Origin of the sequence: Prolixibacter bellariivorans ATCC BAA-1284 (genome assembly GCF_000621705.1) — a bacterium.
Lineage (GTDB): Bacteria > Bacteroidota > Bacteroidia > Bacteroidales > Prolixibacteraceae > Prolixibacter > Prolixibacter bellariivorans.
In genome coordinates this window covers 48,932-69,506 of sequence record NZ_JHXO01000014.1, presented here as the reverse complement: position 1 = coordinate 69,506, position 20,575 = coordinate 48,932, and the positions used below count along the sequence as shown (strand labels likewise).

Genomic DNA, 20,575 nt, shown 5'->3' with positions numbered 1-20,575 from the left:
CAGCTTATTCTCGTCGTTGATAGTGGTGTTCTTTGGGAAAACTGGAACTATGTTGCTAAAGACTATTATGATGCTCTTTAAACGATTATAATTTGTTATTTGTCTGGGAGACAGGTTGTTTTTTTAACGATCTGTCTCTTTTTTTCTGTGATTTTTCAAATAACACATCACCATCCCTCATAAAATACATGGCGACCCCTCTGTGGATGTTGTTGGATTTAATTTGTCGGCTGATTTCGAGCTGACTAAAAGCTAATTTTAATAATCTAAATCTATGTTTTATGAAAAAAACGTATAGTTTTTTAATATGGCGTGGGGCTATAATTAGGAGTCTTTATGTCATTTTATTAGTGGTAATATGGGGCGTTCCTACCTTCGGACAAAACATTGCAATTTCCGGGGTGGTAAAATCTCAGCGCGATAGAGAGTTTTTGCCTGGTGTTAGCATTATAATAAAAGGCACAGATCGAGGAACAATCACTGATGCTAATGGAAAATATTCATTGGGAGATGTTCCCAGAGATGGTGTTCTCGTTTTTTCCTTCGTGGGGATGAAAAGGACCGAAATTAAGGTCGATGGAAGAAGGAAAATAGATGTTACAATGGAAGAAGAGGCTATCGGACTGGATGAAGTGGTTGCTGTTGGCTACGGTTCGGTAAAACGAAAGGATGTTACCGGCGCGATATCATCTGTTAGCGCCGATGAAATCACCAGGACGCAGCCGGTAACCATTGAGCAATCCCTCCAGGGAAGGATTCCGGGGATGGTGGTAACGCAGGCGTCTGGACAACCCGGGGGCGGGGTATCCGTGCAAATTCGCGGGATAACCGGCTTTAGCAGTTCAGGCCCCTTGTACGTGCTGGATGGGGTGGAACTGCAGGGAATTGCTTCCCCGGGAGACTCTTATAGAACCGGTACAAACCCCCTGGCCGGGATAAATCCTTCGGATATTGAATCGGTTGACGTGTTGAAAGACGCGTCCGCCACAGCCATTTATGGATCAAAAGGTACCGATGGTGTTATTATTATCACAACCAAAAGAGGCCGGATAGCCCCTCCTAAAATTACCTACGAATTTTCTGCCGGTACCCAACAGTTGACAAAAAAACTTCCGGTGATGAACCTGCGGGAATTTGCCACCTTTGTCAATGCACGGAATGCCGGTATTGGCTGGGGGTTTGACGAACGGCCTGAGCTGGCTAATCCTAAATATCTGGGCGAAGGCACCGACTGGCAGGACGTCATGTTCCGAAACGCCCCTACATCAAAACACACGCTTACCATGAGCGGAGGTAATAAGCGGACCCAGTATTTGCTGTCGGGGTCTTACCAGAGCGAGGAAGGGATTGCGTTGGGCTCGAAGTTTGATCGGATTTCGTTCCGTTTAAACCTGGACAATAAAACGACGGACTGGTTAAAAATAGGCTCCAGCCTTCAAATGGTAAATATCGATGAGAATATCAATAGCACCGTAAGTAGCGTAGTTCGGGCAGCGCTGGAGCAAACCCCTGATATTCCCGTACAGAACAACGATGGCAGTTGGGGAGGCTCTACCAGCACTGTTGGTTGGGTCTCTCAAAAAGTAAACCCTTACGCAATCGCGTTAATTAATAAAGATGAGGTCAACCGGAAACAGGTTTTTAGCAACCTCTACGCCGAAATTACCTTTGCCAAGGGCCTGGTGCTGCGCAATGAAGCTGCCGGTAATTTCACCATAGCCACACAGGATATCTTTCAGCCATCCTACAAGATGGGGAACCTGGAAAGACTTATAAGCGAGGGTTCTTCTGACTTTAGTGAGGGCGTATATACCTCGTTAAAGAATTACCTCACCTACTCCCATCTGTTTGCCGAAAAATACAGTGTAAAGGCAATGGCCGGGCATGAAGCTTCTTTGGATAAATCGCAAACGTTAAAAGCCTCCCGTAAAAATTACCCGTCCAACAATGTGCAGGTTATTGATGGGGGCGATCCTACAACCGCAACAAACGGGGGAGCAAAATTCCATAGTTCTAAAGAATCGGTTTTTGGCCGGTTGAATTTGGGGATTAACGATAAATACCTACTTACCGGAAACATTCGCGAGGATGGGGCTTCGATGTATGCCAAAGATAAACGCTGGATTTTGTCATACTCCGGCGCGCTGGCGTGGAAAATCAATAATGAGAACTTTTTGAAAGGTTCGAACAATGTTAACGAACTGAAGCTGCGCCTGGGTTACGGGTTGACCAACAGGCAGGCCGGACGTAATTACGTTTACACGTCAACGCTGGCCACGGTGCCGACCGGTGTGAGCACGGTATCGCAACTTACCCAAAACATTGCGAACCCCGATCTGGAGTGGGAACAAACCGAAAGTTCCAACATTGGGCTTGACGGAGCCTTCTTTAACTGGCGATTGAATTTTTCAGTCGATTTTTATCTGAAAAAAACGGATGGGCTGGCCATGCAAACGTCGCTGCCCATGTACTCCGGAACTGCTATTGGCTGGAGTCCCGGAGCATTGGACGCACCATGGGTAAACGTGGGTTCTATGGAAAACAAAGGATTTGATTTTAGGATCAGTTCCACCAATATCAAGGGAAAGAACTTCACCTGGAAGACAGACCTGACCGTATCGCGTAACATCAATAAAGTGTTAAAACTTAATGCTGACGGTGCGCCGATCATGGGCCAATTCAGTAAGACGGTGGTTGGAAGGTCCATTGGCGATTTTTACGGGTACGTTGTTGATGGCGGCGTATTTGCATCTGCCGTTGATGTTTACGGCGATGAAGAAAAGGGCATTAAGCCCCACGCCAGGCCATCGAAAAATGGCGAAATACTGCCATTTGCAAATGCCTCCGGAAGTATTTGGTATGGCGACCTCAAGTTTAAAGATTTGAATGGTGACGGAATAATTGATGAGAACGATCAAACGTATCTAGGTTCGCCAATTCCGAAAGTGCAACTGGGATTCAACAATACGTTTACCTACAAAAACTTCGACTTAAACATGTTTCTCAGTGCCAGTATCGGTAATAAGGTATTTAATCAATTGCGCGTTACTGCTGAAAATCCGCGATCAAGTTATGGCTATTTCCGTACGTTAAGCAATTATGCCAAACTTGAATTGATTGATCCTGAGGGTTCGGATACTGATCCCTACAATGTCATTGTTACCAATCCCGACACGGATATCCCGGGAGTTCGGAATGACAATACAAATGATAACATGAGGTTCTCCGATAAATTTATAGAAGACGGGTCTTTTGTAAGGTGCAAAAGCATTTCATTGGGGTATAATTTCTCCAGGGACCTGCTGAAACGGATCCACATCAATTCTTTGCGGGTTTATGCAAACGTAACCAATGCCTTTATTATCACAAACTATTCCGGTATGGACCCTGAAGTTGGTTCCTGGGACCCGATTAATGCGGGTATTGATAACGGGTACTATCCTCAGGCCCGGAGGTTTACATTTGGCTTAAACATCACCTTGTCGAAATAAAAAAACGAATGCTATGAATTTTAAATCAAAAATATTTTATCTGGCGCTTTTGGTTGCCGGGCTATTGGCCTCCTGCAGTAAGGACTTTCTCAATCGTCCTCCACTATCGGAGATCAGTACGGAAAACTTTTATCAAACTACTTCTGATTTAAAGCTGGCAACCGCCGCTTTATATGCCGGTACGCCCTGGGCCGAATATACTTATACCAGTTATTTGACCATAGGTGATGTGATGAGTGGAAATATGGTACTGGGATATAATGATGATGCTGTTCAGCTCAATACCTTTTCGGTTACTGGTTTAAACGGAGCCGTAGTTGCCAATTGGAGAGGTATGTACAAGGTAATTGCCCATTGTAATACCACTATTAACGCTATAAACGCAAAAACTCCGGAATCTGTTCCCGAAGCAGATAAAAATGCGGCTCTTGCCGAAGCCAGGTTTATTCGTGCATATGCTTACTACAACCTGGGGTTGTTATGGGGCGACGTTCCTATCATCGAAGACAATACCAAACTAATTAGTTCACCTTTAGTTCCCCGGAACCTGGTGAATGATGTTTACCAGTTTATTGTGAACGACCTGACATTTGCAGTCCAAAATCTTCCTGAGGCAGTGGGTTCAGACTGGGAGCGCGGAAGGGTTACCACATGGTCTGCACAGGGGTTGTTGGCTAAAGTCTATTTATCATGGTCCGGCTTAGCTTCGCAAAGCATCGGGGAACGCGATCAGGCGCTTTTAGATAGCGCCAAACTATACGCGGGCAATGTTTGTAAAAACAGTGGACTGGAATTGATGGATAACTATGCCGATCTGTTCAAAACCGAGAACAATTACAACGATGAGGCGCTGTTCGCTTTGCGTTGGGATCCCACCACCAGTGATTGGTTTCACGGGAACATGTTGCAAATCTATTCTCCGGGCGGTACTGAAATTTCTGCCGACGGACAGGCCGGTTGGTTTGGGATACGCCCTAGCTACGACATGTACTTGCAATACTCCGCAGATGATACTATCAGGCGCAAAGCAACCTTTATGCTAAAGGGCGATTATTATCCGGAGTTAAACGCCGCTGCCGGCGGATATACTTTTACTGGCGAATCCGGAATGAAGAAACACATTATTGGAACGAAAAAAGATAACAATGTACCAATCATGACCTTGTATTCTTCTGCCGAGCAAAATGCCTTGCTGCGACTTGCTGATGTTTACCTGGTTTACGCCGAAGCAATTCTGGGTAACAACAGCTCAACCGCAGATGGCGATGCGCTGATGTATTTCAACAAAGTACGCACAAGAGCCGGGGTACAGCCGGTAAATTCGATTGATGCCGATATCCTGCTTAAAGAAAGAAGGATCGAGCTGGCTGCAGAAAGTCAGTATTGGGGTGATTTAGTGAGCCTTTCATACTACAACCCGCAGAAAGCAATCAGCCTTCTGAATGGAGGAGAGCGTGTTCCCTTCACGTATAATGACGGAGTCGCGGAACCGGAGAATCCCTTTGGCGTTATTACACCGGCTACCGCTAATTCATTCAGGCTCCCGATCCCATCATCTGAAATAACGGCTAATCCAAAGTTGTTAGACGCACCCGTACCTTATTTTTAGTATAAAAGAAAAAAATAGCAACTATGAAAAATAGAATAGATAAATACACCTATTACTGGCAGGCAATTTTTCTGGCAGCGGTGATCTTATTTGTGTCCGCTTGTCAGAAGGAAAAAGTAGAACAACCGGTTATTACGGGTGTCGTAAATTATGCCGCTTCTCCCAATGATACGGTTGTTACAACGATACAGACCGGCCAATGGGTCGTTTTGTTGGGACATAACCTGAGTGGAGTTAGGCAGGTGTATTTTGGCTCTGTACCTGCTAGAATCAACACAGCGCTTTTTTCCGACGAAAGCCTTGTTGTGCAATTGCCTGATATCCCGTTTGAATCAGTTCCGGCAGATGAACTAAATACCGTAACCGCAATCAGTGAAGGGGGGACGGCTACATTTAATATCAATATTATTGGCGCGCCATTGATTACTCGTGTGAGAAATAATGAAACTTCTCCAAATGATACGGTTGTTAATGTGTTGTACCCCGGCGATGAAATCAATATTGTCGGATATAACCTCCAGAATGCCACAGAAATATCATTTCAGGGTATTGCTGCCGATTTGAGCAAGGTGGTTTATACCGACACAAGCGCAATAGTCCAGGTGCCTGCTGATTTATCGGGTTCCAATGCTTTATTGGCAAATACCATTACTTATACCACCGAGGTAGGGTCAACTAATTTCTCAATTAAAATTGTTGGTCCTCCGGTAATATCATATATCTCATTAGAGGTGCCCCATGAAGGTGATATGGTTCATTTATACGGGTATAACTTTACCGCAATTCAAAATTTTACTTTTGCTGGTACAGAAATAACCGACTACGAAGTATCGGCAGATGAGTCTGTTCTTAGTTTTGTTTCCCCGGCATTGTTACAAAGCGGTCCGGTTGAGATTATAACACAGGCGGGTTCATTTACAACTGCTTATAATGTGAATGATATTGCGTTTATAAACTCCGGTGGCGTAGGCATTTTGGCCAATATGGAGTGGGGCGATTATTTCGGCTGGGGCTGGGGTAATGGCGATGTGAATCTTTATAGCTCAGACCCTAATTCAGACTGGCCTTCCTATAATACTGACTATGGTGTTGGTTACGGTATGTACCTTGTCTATAAGAGCGTTCCTCTGGCTGCCGGAGAAGATGGTTATCTTGAAGATTGGGGAGGAAATCAAATTCTTATTGGCGATGGCGGTGGTCAGTGGGTACCATCAGAGAACCTGGATGATTCGGGCGACAAATGGGCCTTGAAATTTGAAATGAATGTTACGAAACCATGGAGCGGAGGTACGCTTTGTTTCAGAACTCAAAGTGCAAGTACTTATATAGCCCGATATGAACCGTGGAGAGTATCAGTATCTAAGTCTGTTACCGTTACTACTGACGGGTGGCAAACCGTAACTATCCCGTTATCCTCGTTCCGTCTTGAAGACGGAGAAGGTGATTCTATTTCAAAAGTCTCGGATTTGTTAGATGCGAGCTCAGGAAAGACATACTTTAGAATTTATCTTCATAACTATCGCACTTCAACTACTGACAATTTTGAAGCTGCCTTTGATAACTTCAGGGTGGTAAGACGATAGCATTTTATGTTGTGGACAGGCAGGAGAGTCCTGTTTGTCCACAACTTTATTTAATAAATCTGTCGGGGCTTTTACCTGACAGAGTTCTATTCTTGAACTGGTTATTAAATTTTTATAGTAAAACGATGTTCAGACTGTATCAGAAAATTTTAGTTATTCTCAGTGTCTTTCTGTTTTTTGTTTCCTGCGAGGGCACCGACCGGGTGGATCCCATCCTGACGGTTTCTGTCAATGAGCTAACTTTTGAAGCAGAAGGGGGGGAGTCAACGATAATAATCGACTCCAATGACTCATGGAGTGTAAACAACTCCGCATCATGGGTACAATTAAGCCAAATGTCCGGCAATAGCGGCAGCATTTCCATTGTATTGTCAACAACGGTTAACAGTACAGGAGCAACTCGCTCGACGACCATTGTCGTTATCTCCTCAAACGGCCAATCTCGCCGGATTGCAGTTTCGCAGCCCAGCCAGTTATTCCCTTCTTACAATGCATCGCCCCAGGCGCCCGATAATACTGGAATGGCCAGTACCGCAATGGAGTTGGCAGCAAAAATGAAACTGGGCTGGAACATCGGCAACACGATGGAAGCTCCCGGAGGAGAATCAGGTTGGGGAAACCCTGTTATCACAGAAGACTATGTAAAATTTGTAAAGCAGCAAGGTTTCAATGCTATTCGCATTCCTTGCGCCTGGGACTGGCACCATGTGGTGGACAAAAAAACTGCACGCATCGATCCTGCCTGGCTCAGCAGGGTAAAAGAAGTGGTTGGCTATTGTGTGAACAATGACATGTATGTGCTCCTAAATATCCATTGGGATGGAGGCTGGCTCGAGAACAACTGTATACCGGAGAAAAAGGATTCGGTAAACGCCAAACAAAAAGCTTACTGGGAGCAAATCGCAACGGCCATGCGCGATTTTGACGAACACCTGATGTTTGCCAGCGCCAATGAGCCACATGTAGAGAACGCCGAACAAATGGAAGTACTACTTTCCTATCATCAAACTTTTGTAAACGCAGTTCGCTCCACCGGAGGAAGAAACAGCTATAGGGTGCTTGTAGTTCAGGGGCCAAGTACGAATATTGAGAAAAGTAATGATTTGATGCACATGCCTACGGATGAGATTGAGGGGCGTTTGATGGCTGAGGTACATTTTTACAGTCCTTCTCAATTCTGCATATTGAATGAAGACGTGGACTGGGGTAAAATGGTTTATTACTGGGGTAAAGATTATCATTCTGATATTGAGCCTGAACGCAATGCTACATACGGGGAAGAGGATGCAGTAGATCAGTCGTTTAGTTTGGCAAAAAGCAAGTTTGTAGATAAGGGTATCCCGGTAATCATGGGTGAGTATGGAGCTTACAGGAGGGGTAATACCCAGAATGTACCTAAAGAATTGGAGAAACACAATAATTCAGTGGATCATTGGATTACTTATGTAACAAGAAAAGCATTAGAAAATGGCTTAATTCCATTCTGGTGGGATACAGGTAGTGTAATTGATAGGTCAAACTACACAATAAAAGATCAGCGCACTCTTGATGCTATCATGGCAGGAGCAAACCAATAAAAATCAAATTAAACAAGACTTTAAATCATCACAGTATTGAAAATGAGTTTAAAAAGTACAATTCTTTCATTTTGGCCACTCGTGGGTATGAATGCATGGGGGCTTGGAACATCTAACCCGTTGCAGGCATAGCTTCAATCGTTGAAGAAGTAAAATTCTCAATATGAAGTCTTAAACTGATGAATGTAAATCTTCAATTTCAGAGCAAAAGATTCAAATAAATTGCGCTTTTGAAACAAAATAATATGTATACATAATGAAAAAAGCAACCTATTCGCTTGCCCCTTTTTTGCTTGTAGTTCTTCTTATTTTCAACTGCAATGCTACAACCAAACCGAAAGTGTACCAACTGGAATCACCTGACAAGCAAATTGTTTTGCACATACAGGCTGGTGCCGATTTGTCATGGACATTGATAAATGCTGGTGATACTGTACTGGCGCCGTCACTGATTTCGCTTCAATTGGCAGACGGAACGGCTTTGGGCCGGAATGTACAGGTAAGATCAGCCAAAAGGCTTTCAGTCAACGAAGAACTAAAGGCAATCAATTATCGGAAGGATAGCGTCACCGACAACTATAATCAGTTGGCAATAACCTGTAAAGGCGATTTTGGCGTCATTTTCAGGGCTTACAACGATGGGGTGGCCTATCGTTTCTTTTCATCAAAAAAAGGAGGCATCGTCATTGCCAACGAAGATGCGAACTTCAACTTCAAAACTGATCATGAAGCCTGGATACCCTACGTGCGCGATTTGAGGGAAGGGGACCCATTTGAATCGGCATTCGAAGCGGTGTACGACCATATTCCTTTGTCCCATTTCAGGGCAGACTCGTTGGCGATTCTGCCTCTTTTGGTCGATTTAGGGAACCAGAAAAAAGCCATGCTCATGGAAACCGACCTGGAGGATTATCCCGGGATGTACTACAAAATAAACGCCCCTACAAAATTTGGTGTTCATGGTATTTTTCCAAAATATCCTTTGAAAGAACGGGTCGGTGGATTTAACAACCTTAACTTTATGGTCGATCAAAGAGCGGATTTTATTGCTAAAACGACTGCTCCGCGCCAATTTCCATGGAGGATTGTTTTCCTAAGCAATAACGATAAAGAATTGGCCGACAATGATATGGTTCAACGGTTGGCTGCACCATCCCGCATTGCCGATGTTTCGTGGATCAAGCCCGGCAAGGTTGCGTGGGATTGGTGGAACGACTGGAATATTTCGCATGTCGATTTCAGGGCAGGGATAAATACCCCGACCTACAAATATTACATTGACTTTGCTTCAGATTACGGAGTGGAATATGTGGTGCTTGACGAAGGCTGGTACAAAGGGCACGATGTGATGACCCCTTCCGATAAAATAGACCTGAAAGAAATTCTGGACTATGCAAAAAGCAAGCATGTGGGGATTATCCTGTGGGCATCATGGCACGACTTCGATAGGGTGAAAGAGCAAGCGTTTGCCAAATATTCGGCCATGGGTGTCAAGGGATTCAAGGTCGACTTTTTTGACCGCGACGACCAACTGGCGATGCACTCTTGTTACGCGTTGGCCGAAATGGCGGCCCATTACAAAATGATCCTTGATTATCATGGCATGAAACCTTCGGGCCTCCAACGCACATGGCCAAACGTGCTGAATTTCGAGGGCGTTAAAGGCATGGAAAACGTCAAATGGGCAACCGATAATGTTCCGCCTTATGATGTGACACTTCCGTTTATGCGCATGATGACCGGCCCGATGGATTACACACCCGGTGCCATGCGCAATGCAACAAAGGCAAATTTTCACCCTTCGAATTCAATGCCGATGAGCCAGGGAACCCGCGTCCACCAGCTGGCTATGTACGTGGTGTTCGAAGCGCCATTGCAAATGATGGCCGATAATCCGACAGCCTACCGGAAAGAGTCGGAGTGTGCGCGGTTTATTGCCAAAACGCCCACAGTATTCGACCAAACGAAAATATTGGATGCCAAAGTTTCAAAGTACATTGTAACGACCCGTCGTAAAGGTGATGACTGGTATATTGGGGCGATGACCAATTGGGACAGCCGGTCGCTGACTATCGATCTTTCATTCTTACCTGAAGGAGAATACAAGGCCATAATATTCAGCGACGGGGTGAATGCTGACCGCGATGCCACCGACTACAAACGTGAAATCAAAATTGTTTCCAATAAGGATAAAATTGAAGTGAACTTGGCACCCGGAGGAGGATGGGCGGCACGCTTTGAGAAATTGTAATGCATCGCACCCATGAGAAAAATTGTTTTGAGTATTGTACTTTGTTTTTTTGTTGCGTTGGTTTCTGCGCAAATATCCTTGCCCAAAGTTTTTGGCGATAGTATGGTTTTGCAACGGAACATCAGGATACCTCTATGGGGAACTGCGACGCCAGGCTCACACATCGTTGCCCAACTTGGAAATAGAACCGTTAAAGTTAAAACAGATAAAACAGGAAAATGGATGGTTCATTTTCCGAAATTCAACGCGGGCGGACCTTACATACTCTCAGTTGCTGAAGCAGGAATACCGGAGACTAAAATAAACCTAAACGGGATCCTCATCGGTGATGTTTGGCTGGCTTCCGGGCAATCAAATATGGAATGGCAGGTACAACAGGCTAAAGATGCAGGCAAAGAAATTGCCAGCGCCAATTTTCCACAAGTGCGTTTTCTTATTGTTGATCATCGTAACGAGGTGAAACCTCAAACAGATCTATCAACTGGTGGATGGGAAGTATGCGATTCTAACAATGTGAAGGAGCTTTCGGCAGTAGCTTACTTTTTTGCCCGTAAAATTCATGCTGATCAAAATGTCCCGATTGGCATCATTCAAAGCACCTGGGGCGGTACTAAAATAGAGCCCTGGACAAGCAGGGAGATGTTACTTACATCACCCATTACCAGAACAGAAACTCTGAATGCCGATACCCTCCATTATAACAGGGAAGATGTTATACGAGATAGCCTGAACCAGGTCCGCTTTTGGGACATTGTTTACAATCCGCAAAATAATACGGACAAAATAGTTCCCGCTCCGGATTATGATGATAGCGGTTGGACAAAAATTGATATGCCTAAAGTGCTGAAGGATTTTGGGATCGGAGATTATGTAGGAATGGTTTGGCTGCGGAAAAAGATAGCGCTGCCTGAATCCTTCAAGGGAAAAGGTCTTACCATTAATCTGGGTCATCCGGAAATGAACTATTCGCTTTATTTCAATGGTAAGGAAATATGCAAGAATGTATGGTATGGCAATGCTACTCATTCATATACGATTCCTGCCGATTTGGTGCAGCCTGGAGAAAATACGATTGCTATAAGGATAGCAATGTTATGGGGCGGAGGCGGTTTGAATCCGGGCACCGATATTTTTATTACTGATGGTTCATCAAAAATTACCTTAGTCGGGCAATGGTTGTATAAAAAGGATTTGGAGCCGGCTATCCCGAAAATGATAAATTATCAGGGGTATCCCACAGTGCTCTTTAACTCGATGATAAACCCGCTTATTCCATACGGAATCAAAGGATTTCTCTGGTACCAGGGCGAATCGAATGCAGAAGATGCTTACAATTACCGGAAATTATTTCCCATGCTGATTAAAGACTGGAGGCGGCGCTGGCAGCAGGGCAACCTCCCTTTTTTATTTGTTCAACTGGCTAATTACATGGAAAGAAATTCGCTTCCATCTGATAGTGAATGGGCCGAACTGAGAGAAGCGCAAACAATGACTCTTTCGCAACCCAATACAGGAATGGCTTGTGCTATTGATATTGGAGAAGCAGGCAGTATTCATCCTGTTAACAAGCAGGAGGTAGGTCGACGGCTGGCACTCATTGCCAATAAAATGGTGTATAAACAAGATTGTGTATCATCCGGGCCCATGTACAAAGATTTTCATAAGGAAGGAAATCGAATCCGCATCAGCTTTTCCGATATTGGTTCAGGCCTTTCAACGAGCGAAGGAAAAGATGTAACGGGCTTTGCGATTGCAGGAAGTGACAAGCAGTTCCATTGGGCAAAAGCGGTGATTGAGAGCAATGAAGTTGTCGTATATTCCGATGAAGTTGCCGAACCGGTAGCGGTGCGCTATGCCTGGGCGGATAATCCTGAATGCAACCTGGTGAATTCTGCAGGCCTGCCTGCGGTGCCTTTCAGAACGGATGACTGGAAAGGAATTACTCAAAGATAGAATGGAATTAAGATTTTCAAAATTAGGTTTATGAAGAAGCGTTTCATCATACTCGCATGGATGATCTTGATGGGTGTTGTTCCATCGTTCCGGGCAAATGCCCAGTATCACATTCCTCAGAAATTAAAGTGGTGGTACAATGACCGATTTGGCATGTTCATCCACTTTGGTAGCTATTCTTTTTTGGCGCATGGTGAGTGGGCTTTCAGTATTGAACACTGGAAAAAGGCCGATTATCAGCAGCAAGTCTCGTCTCATTTTAATCCGTCGAAATTCGATGCCAATGAAATTGTTCAACTGGCAAAAGATGCCGGCATGAAGTACATTGTCATCACGGCCAAACACCACGAAGGATTTAGCATGTGGGACACTAAAGTGAAAAGCTTTAAAGATGTAACGGGTAAAAAAAAGTACAGTCTGCAGCGCTTCACACCCTTTGGGAAACGGGACGTGCTGATGGAACTGAAAAAGGCCTGTGATGCTGCCGGGATCAAATTCTGTCTCTATTATTCGATCCTTGACTGGAGCCATTCTTCGCAGGAGATTAGCCATATCAATGGCTCGACTTACTCAACCATGAAGTCGGATGAAGCGCGAACGGCTTATATCCGGGATATGAAAGCACAGCTCAAGGAGTTGATTGATCGCTATCATCCCGCCTCGCTATGGTTTGATGGTGATTGGACGTACAATGCCGGCCAGCCCACCCTTGAAAAATGGTGGACGAAATCGGATGGGGTCAATCTGTATAATTACTTGATAAAACTTGATCCAAACCTGGTGGTCAACGAACGGGTTTGCCGTAGTTTCGGTCTCGGCGATTATGAATGCCCTGAACAAAAAGTGCCCGACGCTCCTCTGAGCCGTCCTTGGGAAACTTGCCAAACGATAAATCATTCGTGGGGCTACAACAAAAACGATCATGACTACAAATCAACCAAAGCCTTGATTCAGAAACTGGTAAAAGTGGTTTCGCGAGATGGCAACTACTTGCTCAATATTGGTCCGAAAGGTGACGGAACTGTTCCCGAACAAACAGCAGATAGCTTAAAAGCAATAGGAAAATGGATGGCCGTTTATGGGGAAAGCATTTACGGTACAACGCGCAGTCCATTTAAAACTGAACCCGCGTGGGGCTTTTACACCAAAAAGGAAGGTAAATTGTTTGCCCATGTCTTTGCATGGCCGCAGAATGGAGTGCTTTCCATTCCGGCATTGAAAAATTCCATTACAAAAGTTTACCTGATGGGCGATCCGGACAAAGCGCTTGATTATTCCGTTAAAGATGGGAAAGTACAGATTTCGTTACCTACTAATGCCCCTGACGGCGACGATTCTGTTGTTGTGCTTGATGTTGCCGGAGCACCCGAAGCTGCTGTGTTTTAGTGAGAAAATGGATGTGTGAGCTCACGCCCGAAACAAATAAGAGTATCTCACACAAACCATTGATGGTGTGACGGTGAAAGCTCTCGGGTTAAAACACATGTCGTACATAGAGGATAGCGTTGATATTGAGCAGTACATGAAGAACGTCGGCTTTTGTATCAATATGGACGGTATTCGTGTCTTTCATTCGGATGATACGAAGATGCTGGTCATAAACCAATAAATTGAAAACGTCCCTTTTATACTAATTCAAACCAATAAATACGATGAACCTGCTAGGCACACAAAAAAAATGCCGTTATTATAAGAAAGGAATCCCGGCAGCATTGCTGCTCATGCTCGTTTGTATGTTGAGCTGTACGCAGCAATCAGTCAACATTGAGCGAAAGCAATTATTCGACTCCAACTGGAGGTTCTTTTTGGGCGATACCGCCGCAGCCAGTTCAGCGGGTTTCGACGACGCAAACTGGCGCAGCCTCGACCTGCCTCACGATTGGAGCATTGAAGGGAAAATAGACCATACAAACCCGATGGGTGCTGCCGGAGGATATTTCCCGGCGGGCATTGGCTGGTACCGTAAAACTTTCAGTGTTCCCAATGCATGGAAAGGCCGGAACATTTCCATTTATTTTGGAGGTGTTTATATGAATTCCGAAGTTTTCATCAATGGGAAATCGCTGGGCGTTCATCCCTACGGTTACACATCATTCAGCTACGACCTTTCGCCGTATCTGGATTTTGGCAAAAAGAATGTCGTTGCGGTGCGGGTGGACAATTCACAACAGGTCAACAGCCGGTGGTACAGTGGTTCGGGCATCTACCGCCACGTGTGGTTGAGGATCACCAACCCAGTGCATGTGGCCCAATGGGGAGTTGCTGTTACGACTCCTGAAGTGTCGGCGGAAAATGCAACCGTTCAATTAAAAACAATCGTCAGGAATGGGACCAACTCATCGCAGCATATCACCCTCAAAACCGACTTGTTGGCTGAAAACTCGAAAGGCGTGGCTCAGGATGAGGCGGAGGTCGAGTTACCGGCTAACAGCGAAAAAGAGGTCACCCGGTCGATTCAGGTTTCAAATCCGTTACTCTGGACACCCGAAACCCCCAATTTGTACGCGGCCAAAATTCAGGTTTTAAAAGAAGGTCAAACCATCGACGAAAGCAAGACTACCTTTGGCATTCGTTCCATTAAATTCACTCCTGAAAACGGGTTTCAACTGAATGGTAAAACCGTAAAACTTGACGGTGGTTGCGTACATCACGATAACGGCTGTTTGGGCGCCGCCGCTTTCGATCGCGCCGAGGAACGCAAAGTAGAGTTGCTGAAGAAAGCAGGCTATAATGCCGTTCGAACTTCCCATAATCCGCCTTCCGAGGCCTTTTTGGATGCCTGCGACCGGCTGGGACTGCTGGTGATGAACGAATCGTTTGATTGCTGGAAGGTTGGTAAAAACAAATACGATTACTCCAACTATTTCAATGACTGGTGGCAGCGCGATTTGGATGCCATGGTGTTGCGCGACCGCAATCATCCGTCTGTTGTTATGTGGAGCATCGGCAACGAAATACCTGAACGAAAAGAGCCGCAGGCGGTTGAAACGGCAAAGATGCTGGTGAAAGAAATCAAGAAATTGGACCCGACGCGTCCTGTAACATCAGCTATTGTTGGCTGGGGAAACGATTGGGATATTTTCGACCCATTGATGGCGGTACACGATGTCGCAGGGTACAATTATCATTTGAGCAGCGCACCTTCCGATCACCAGCGGGTTCCTTCCCGCATCATTGTTCAAACGGAATCGTATCCCCGGGATGCTTTTGCAAATTGGGAGTTGGTGAAGAACAACGACTACGTTATTGGCGATTTTGTCTGGACAGCGATGGACTATTTGGGTGAATCGGGTATTGGCCGTTATTATTATCCGAACGATCCTCCGGGCGAGCATTGGGAAGGCGACTTTTTTCCCGTCCACGGAGCCTACTGCGGAGATGTTGATCTGACGGGATGGCGAAAACCTATTTCGCACTATCGTAACATCTTGTGGAACGATACTGAAAAGCTCTACATGGCCGTTCGCGAGCCGAATCCGGATAATGGTGAGATCAAACTGACCTGGTGGTCGGTATGGCCAACCTGGGAAAGCTGGACCTGGCCGGGGTACGAAGGAAAGGACATTCAGGTAGAAGTGTATTCCAAATACCCAAAAGTTCGGCTTTACCTGAACGATAAACTGGTGGGTGAACAACAAACAACAGAAAAGGAGGAGCACAAAGCAACATTTACTTTGCCTTATTCGCCCGGTACATTAAAAGCTGTCGGGGTTGAAAATGATCAGGAAGTTGAATCGGCCACGCTGCAAACGGCCGGAGAAGCTGCAAAAATGAAACTAACGGCTGACCGAAACGAGCTGGTCGCCAACGGACAGGACTTGTCATATATTACGATTGAAGTTACCGATAACGATGGGATTGTTCAACCAAACGCCGCCAACCGATTGCAGTTTAGCATTGAAGGGCCGGGTGTCATTGCGGGCGTGTGCAATAGCGATATGAAAGATACTGATCCTTATGTGGGAAATACCCGCAAGGCATGGCATGGAAGGGCAATGGTTGTGATTAGAAGTATGCATAGACAAGGCGATATTCAGCTTACGGTTTCGTCACCAGGGCTGGCAAAAAATGCTGTTGAGATCAAAGCAATTTCTGGGAAAAAGGATTAAAAGGAAACAAAAATTTTCGCTCATATGAAACTAACTTTGACTTTTGTAATCATTCTTCTTTTCGTTGATCTTTTGAGCGCGCAAACCGCAATGATCAATCACCAATCCCGGCATCTAACGAGCCTGAACGGCGAATGGAAAGTAATTATCGACCCCACCGACATCGGTCAATGGAGACAAGTTTGGCAGGAAAGGAAACCACAAAAAAAGACCGATTTTATTGAATATTCCTTTGAAGGCGGGCCGGAACTTAGTGTGCCGGGAGACTTTAATTCCCAACGATGTGACCTGACATATACAGAAGGGATTGTTTGGAACAAAAAGCAATTCAACTATATAGCGAAGTCGGACAAGAGATTGTTTCTTTATTTTGGGGCAGTAAATTACTTGGCCGATGTCTACCTGAACGGTGAAAAGCTCGGCAGCCACGAAGGTGGGTTTACCCCTTTTCAGTTTGAAATTACCGGCAAAGTCAAAGATGGAGCCAATTCGCTGGTCGTTAAAGTGGATAATCGTCGTCTGAAAAACGGGGTGCCCGGCTTGGGCTACGACTGGCTCAACTATGGTGGAATTACCCGCGATGTCGCACTGGTTGAAACGAACAACACCTATATCGATGATTATTCTATTCAGTTGAAAAAAGGCAGCCTCGATGAAGTGCTTGGCTGGGTTCACCTGGATGGAACGCAAGCAGGGCAGGCTGTAGAAGTAAAAATTCCGGAACTCAACGTGGATTATAAAATCCGATCGGACGAAAATGGGCTGGCAAAAGTTGATCTTACTGCCGACTTTCAACTCTGGTCGCCTGAAAATCCGAAGCTTTATCAGGTAATTATCAAAAGTGAAACAGATTCCGTTGCGGATGAAATTGGTTTCCGGAGCATTGAAGTTGATGGAAGCAAAGTGTTGTTGAACAAGAAACCGATTTTTCTGAAAGCGGTCAATATTCATGAAGAAAATCCCTACAAAGCAGCAAGGGCCTATTCGGAGGTGGATGCTAAGATACTGCTCAATGCAGCGAAAGAACTGGGATGCAACCTGGTTCGGCTGGCCCACTACCCGCATGCAGAAAACATGGTGAAGGAAGCCGAAAAAATGGGCATCATGGTGTGGGATGAAATCCCGGTGTATCAGCACATCGAGTTTTCCGATAGTCTGGTTCCCGCAAAAATGGAAACCATGATGAAAGAAATGGTCCGCAGGGACAAGAACCGCTGTGGCGTGGTGATTTGGAGCCTTTCCAACGAGACCTACCCCGGAACACCGAACCGCAATGAAGCCCTTATTGAGCTTACACAGAAATGCCGGGCATTGGATTCTACCCGCTTAATTGTACACGTGATAAATACGCAGAGCTATAACAACAACACCTTTAACGTGTGGGATCCGCTCTATAACTATTCCGACCTGATTGCTCTCAATGAATACATCGGGTGGTACATTCCCTGGCAAGGGAAGCCATCGGAAACTAAATGGAAAATAGCATGGCCCGATAAGCCGGTGTTTATCTCTGAGTTCGGCGGTGGCGCTTTGTACGGAAGCGATGGGCCGGGCGACGAAGCCGGGCAATGGAGCGAAGATTACCAAAAGCAAATTTATATGGACCAGACAACGATGTTCAGCACAGTCCCTAACCTTTGTGGCGTGTGTCCCTGGATTCTGTTCGACTATAGGTCGTTGGGGCGCATGAATCAGGTGTATCAGAAAGGATACAACAGGAAAGGACTGATCTCTGAACACGGAGAAAAGAAGAAAGCCTGGTACATTATGAACGAATACTATAAAACAAAATGAGCATGTTAGATTTAAAAAAATTAGTCGTGGCATTGATTTACGTAATTGCCACAATCGGCAGTCTGTCGGCGCAAATTCAGGTAATTGACATTTGGAACGGCAAGGTTCCCGGAGCTATTCAAAGTGACGAATTCAAGCAGCATGTAGATACAACCAAAGGTTGGATCGATAAGCATGACATTACCACTCCTGATCTCTATTTTTATCCTGCTCCTAAGGAAAAGGCAAACGGCACGGCAGTTGTTATTTGCCCGGGCGGTGGCTATGCAGGATTGGCTATCCGGCATGAAGGTCTGTTGGTAGCCCAATGGTTCAACAGTTTTGGGGTAACCGCTTTCGTATTGACATACCGTCAGCCAGACGATGCCATCATGAAAAACAAATCGATTGCCCCCATGCAGGACGGGCAAAGGGCGATGCGCATTGTCAGGCGCCATGCCAAAGAATGGGGCATCAATCCGGACAAAATCGGGATCATGGGTTTTTCAGCAGGCGGACATGTGGCATCCACAATTTCAACCCATTATAATGAAAAGGTGTATGACCCCGAAGATTCAACCAGCGCCCGCCCCGATTTCTCCCTGCTGATCTATCCGGTCATCTCCATGGATTCAACAATTACCCATTGGGGCTCGCGCGTGAATTTGCTTGGCAACAATCCTACGCCGGAACAGGTGAAGCATTTTTCAAACGAGTTGCAGGTCAATGCGCAAACTCCACCGGCATTTTTGGTGCAGTCGATGGATGACAATGTCGTTCCGGTGCGGAACAGCATTGATTATGCGTTGGCCTTGAAGAACTACAAGATCCCCTGCGAACTCCACGTGTACCAATCGGGCGGACATGGATATGGGATGGCTCCCGGGGGAAGCACTCAATCGACCTGGCCCGAAGCCTGCCGGAAATGGATGGAGGCGAGCGGCTTTCTAAATAGGAAATAGGCTGGTTTCATCCTTCTTTTCTTTAACGAGTGAGAGTTAAAATCATTTTGACCCGACACCGAGAACTGAAGACAGGTTACTCAATATATCATACTCATTCTTAGTTATTCATTGGCGTTTTGCACGAGAATTCCGGAAAGTGGGTTGGATAAGAAAAAACCATGACGCGGGTCAAAGGAGCACTTTGACGAGTCCCGATTCCCATCGGGATTCGTTCTTTTGGACCTCAATGTATATGGCAGTAATGCCTCGATATTTATGGGAACCGGGCCACCTACTTAAACGCGGCGCATCTAATCTTAAATGCAACCTCACCCGGAGACGCGACATGTATCTGTTTCTCGTTTTTGTTGATCACTTTTAAGGCTGTCTCTCGGAACGCATTCCTTCCTCTTGCCGGTAAACAGCTAAATTTGCTCTCTCAGTGCAACACCGCTTTTTGACAGTATTCTGTTTGGCAATAGCACCTGCTAACTCCCGATATTCCCCAAAGGTCTTGTCATTAATTCAGACTAGAAAACAATTCAGCAAGCGTTTTTTACAGTTGAAAGAGTAAAATGCCGCTTCACGGAAATTCACTTTTGGAGCAGTCTTTTGCGCGGTATTTTAGCGGTGGAAACTGTAAACAAATGAATAATGGTCATTCTCAAAACAATTTTATTTGTAGCGTTACTGTGTATATCCACAGAATTGTCCGCGGCAGATAGAAATAAAGATATGGGAGGCTGGAAACTTTCCCGGGAAACTGAAGGCATCTCCATATATTATCGGTGGTTGAATACCGATTCATTGAGAACGCGTGAAATGCGCGTACAATTTTTTATCCACGCTGAAATTCCGGCGATTTTGCAGCAATTCACCAGAGCAGAAAACTATCTCTCCTGGGCTGTTGGAATTAAAGAGTTCCGGATAAAAACAATCAACGATTCAAGTTGGGTGACCTATGCGTTAATGGATTACCCGTGGCCGATGAAACAAAAAGATTTAGTGACACGGCACGTTGTTAGGAAAGGCAGGTCGGAAACTGAGATTATTATTACTGCTGAGCCTAAAGCTTTCCCACAAAAAGAAGGAATAGAGCGGATGCGGAATTATATGGGGGAATGGAAGTTTATTTCGGCAGGTGAGGGGAATACCCTAATTGACTACAGGGCTGTTTCGTTCACAAAACCTGTTTTTCCAAGGTTTATACAGGATCCGGTTATTCAAAAACTTTTCATCGATTCTTTTCATGAATTAAAATATCTGGCTGAGACACAATGAAGAT

The 20,575-nt window shown here is 45.3% G+C and carries 11 protein-coding genes; all 11 read left to right on the top strand.

Annotated elements, in window-relative coordinates; all coding sequences use genetic code 11:
• Positions 1-281 precede the first annotated feature (281 nt).
• The 11 genes from T426_RS0118610 (at position 282) to T426_RS0118555 (ending at position 20,571) form a co-directional block, all read left to right on the top strand.
• Entirely contained in the window at positions 282-3,491 is a 3,210-nt protein-coding gene (locus T426_RS0118610) for a SusC/RagA family TonB-linked outer membrane protein (protein WP_025865737.1), read from the top strand.
• A 13-nt stretch (positions 3,492-3,504) separates the two neighbouring features.
• The gene (locus tag T426_RS0118605) at positions 3,505-5,100 is read left to right on the top strand and encodes a RagB/SusD family nutrient uptake outer membrane protein (RefSeq protein WP_025865738.1); all 1,596 of its coding nucleotides are present in this window, start codon (positions 3,505-3,507) and stop codon (positions 5,098-5,100) included.
• A 23-nt stretch (positions 5,101-5,123) separates the two neighbouring features.
• Entirely contained in the window at positions 5,124-6,683 is a 1,560-nt protein-coding gene (locus T426_RS0118600) for a glycan-binding surface protein (RefSeq protein ID WP_025865739.1), read from the top strand.
• A 125-nt stretch (positions 6,684-6,808) separates the two neighbouring features.
• Positions 6,809-8,260, top strand: a complete 1,452-nt coding sequence (locus T426_RS0118595) for a cellulase family glycosylhydrolase (protein WP_025865740.1) — start codon at positions 6,809-6,811, stop codon at positions 8,258-8,260.
• A gap of 256 nt (positions 8,261-8,516) precedes the next feature.
• Positions 8,517-10,511, top strand: coding sequence for a retaining alpha-galactosidase (locus T426_RS0118590; RefSeq protein WP_051569025.1), 1,995 nt, complete (start codon positions 8,517-8,519; stop codon positions 10,509-10,511).
• Between the two features lie 12 nt (positions 10,512-10,523).
• Positions 10,524-12,464 (top strand): sialate O-acetylesterase, encoded by a 1,941-nt coding sequence (locus tag T426_RS0118585; RefSeq protein WP_025865741.1) that lies wholly within the window; start codon positions 10,524-10,526, stop codon positions 12,462-12,464.
• Positions 12,465-12,494: 30 nt separating this feature from the next.
• Positions 12,495-13,850: an alpha-L-fucosidase gene (locus T426_RS24280; RefSeq protein WP_025865742.1), complete on the top strand. Its 1,356-nt coding sequence runs from the start codon at positions 12,495-12,497 to the stop codon at positions 13,848-13,850.
• A 266-nt stretch (positions 13,851-14,116) separates the two neighbouring features.
• Positions 14,117-16,573: a glycoside hydrolase family 2 TIM barrel-domain containing protein gene (locus T426_RS0118570; RefSeq protein ID WP_025865743.1), complete on the top strand. Its 2,457-nt coding sequence runs from the start codon at positions 14,117-14,119 to the stop codon at positions 16,571-16,573.
• Between the two features lie 24 nt (positions 16,574-16,597).
• Positions 16,598-18,367 carry a glycoside hydrolase family 2 protein gene (locus T426_RS0118565; protein WP_025865744.1) on the top strand — a complete coding sequence of 590 codons (1,770 nt, stop codon included), beginning with the start codon at positions 16,598-16,600 and terminating at the stop codon, positions 18,365-18,367.
• Positions 18,368-18,369: 2 nt separating this feature from the next.
• Positions 18,370-19,308, top strand: coding sequence for an alpha/beta hydrolase (locus T426_RS0118560; protein WP_025865745.1), 939 nt, complete (start codon positions 18,370-18,372; stop codon positions 19,306-19,308).
• A 717-nt stretch (positions 19,309-20,025) separates the two neighbouring features.
• Positions 20,026-20,571, top strand: a complete 546-nt coding sequence (locus tag T426_RS0118555) for an SRPBCC family protein (RefSeq protein WP_025865746.1) — start codon at positions 20,026-20,028, stop codon at positions 20,569-20,571.
• The last annotated feature ends 4 nt before the right edge of the window (positions 20,572-20,575 follow it).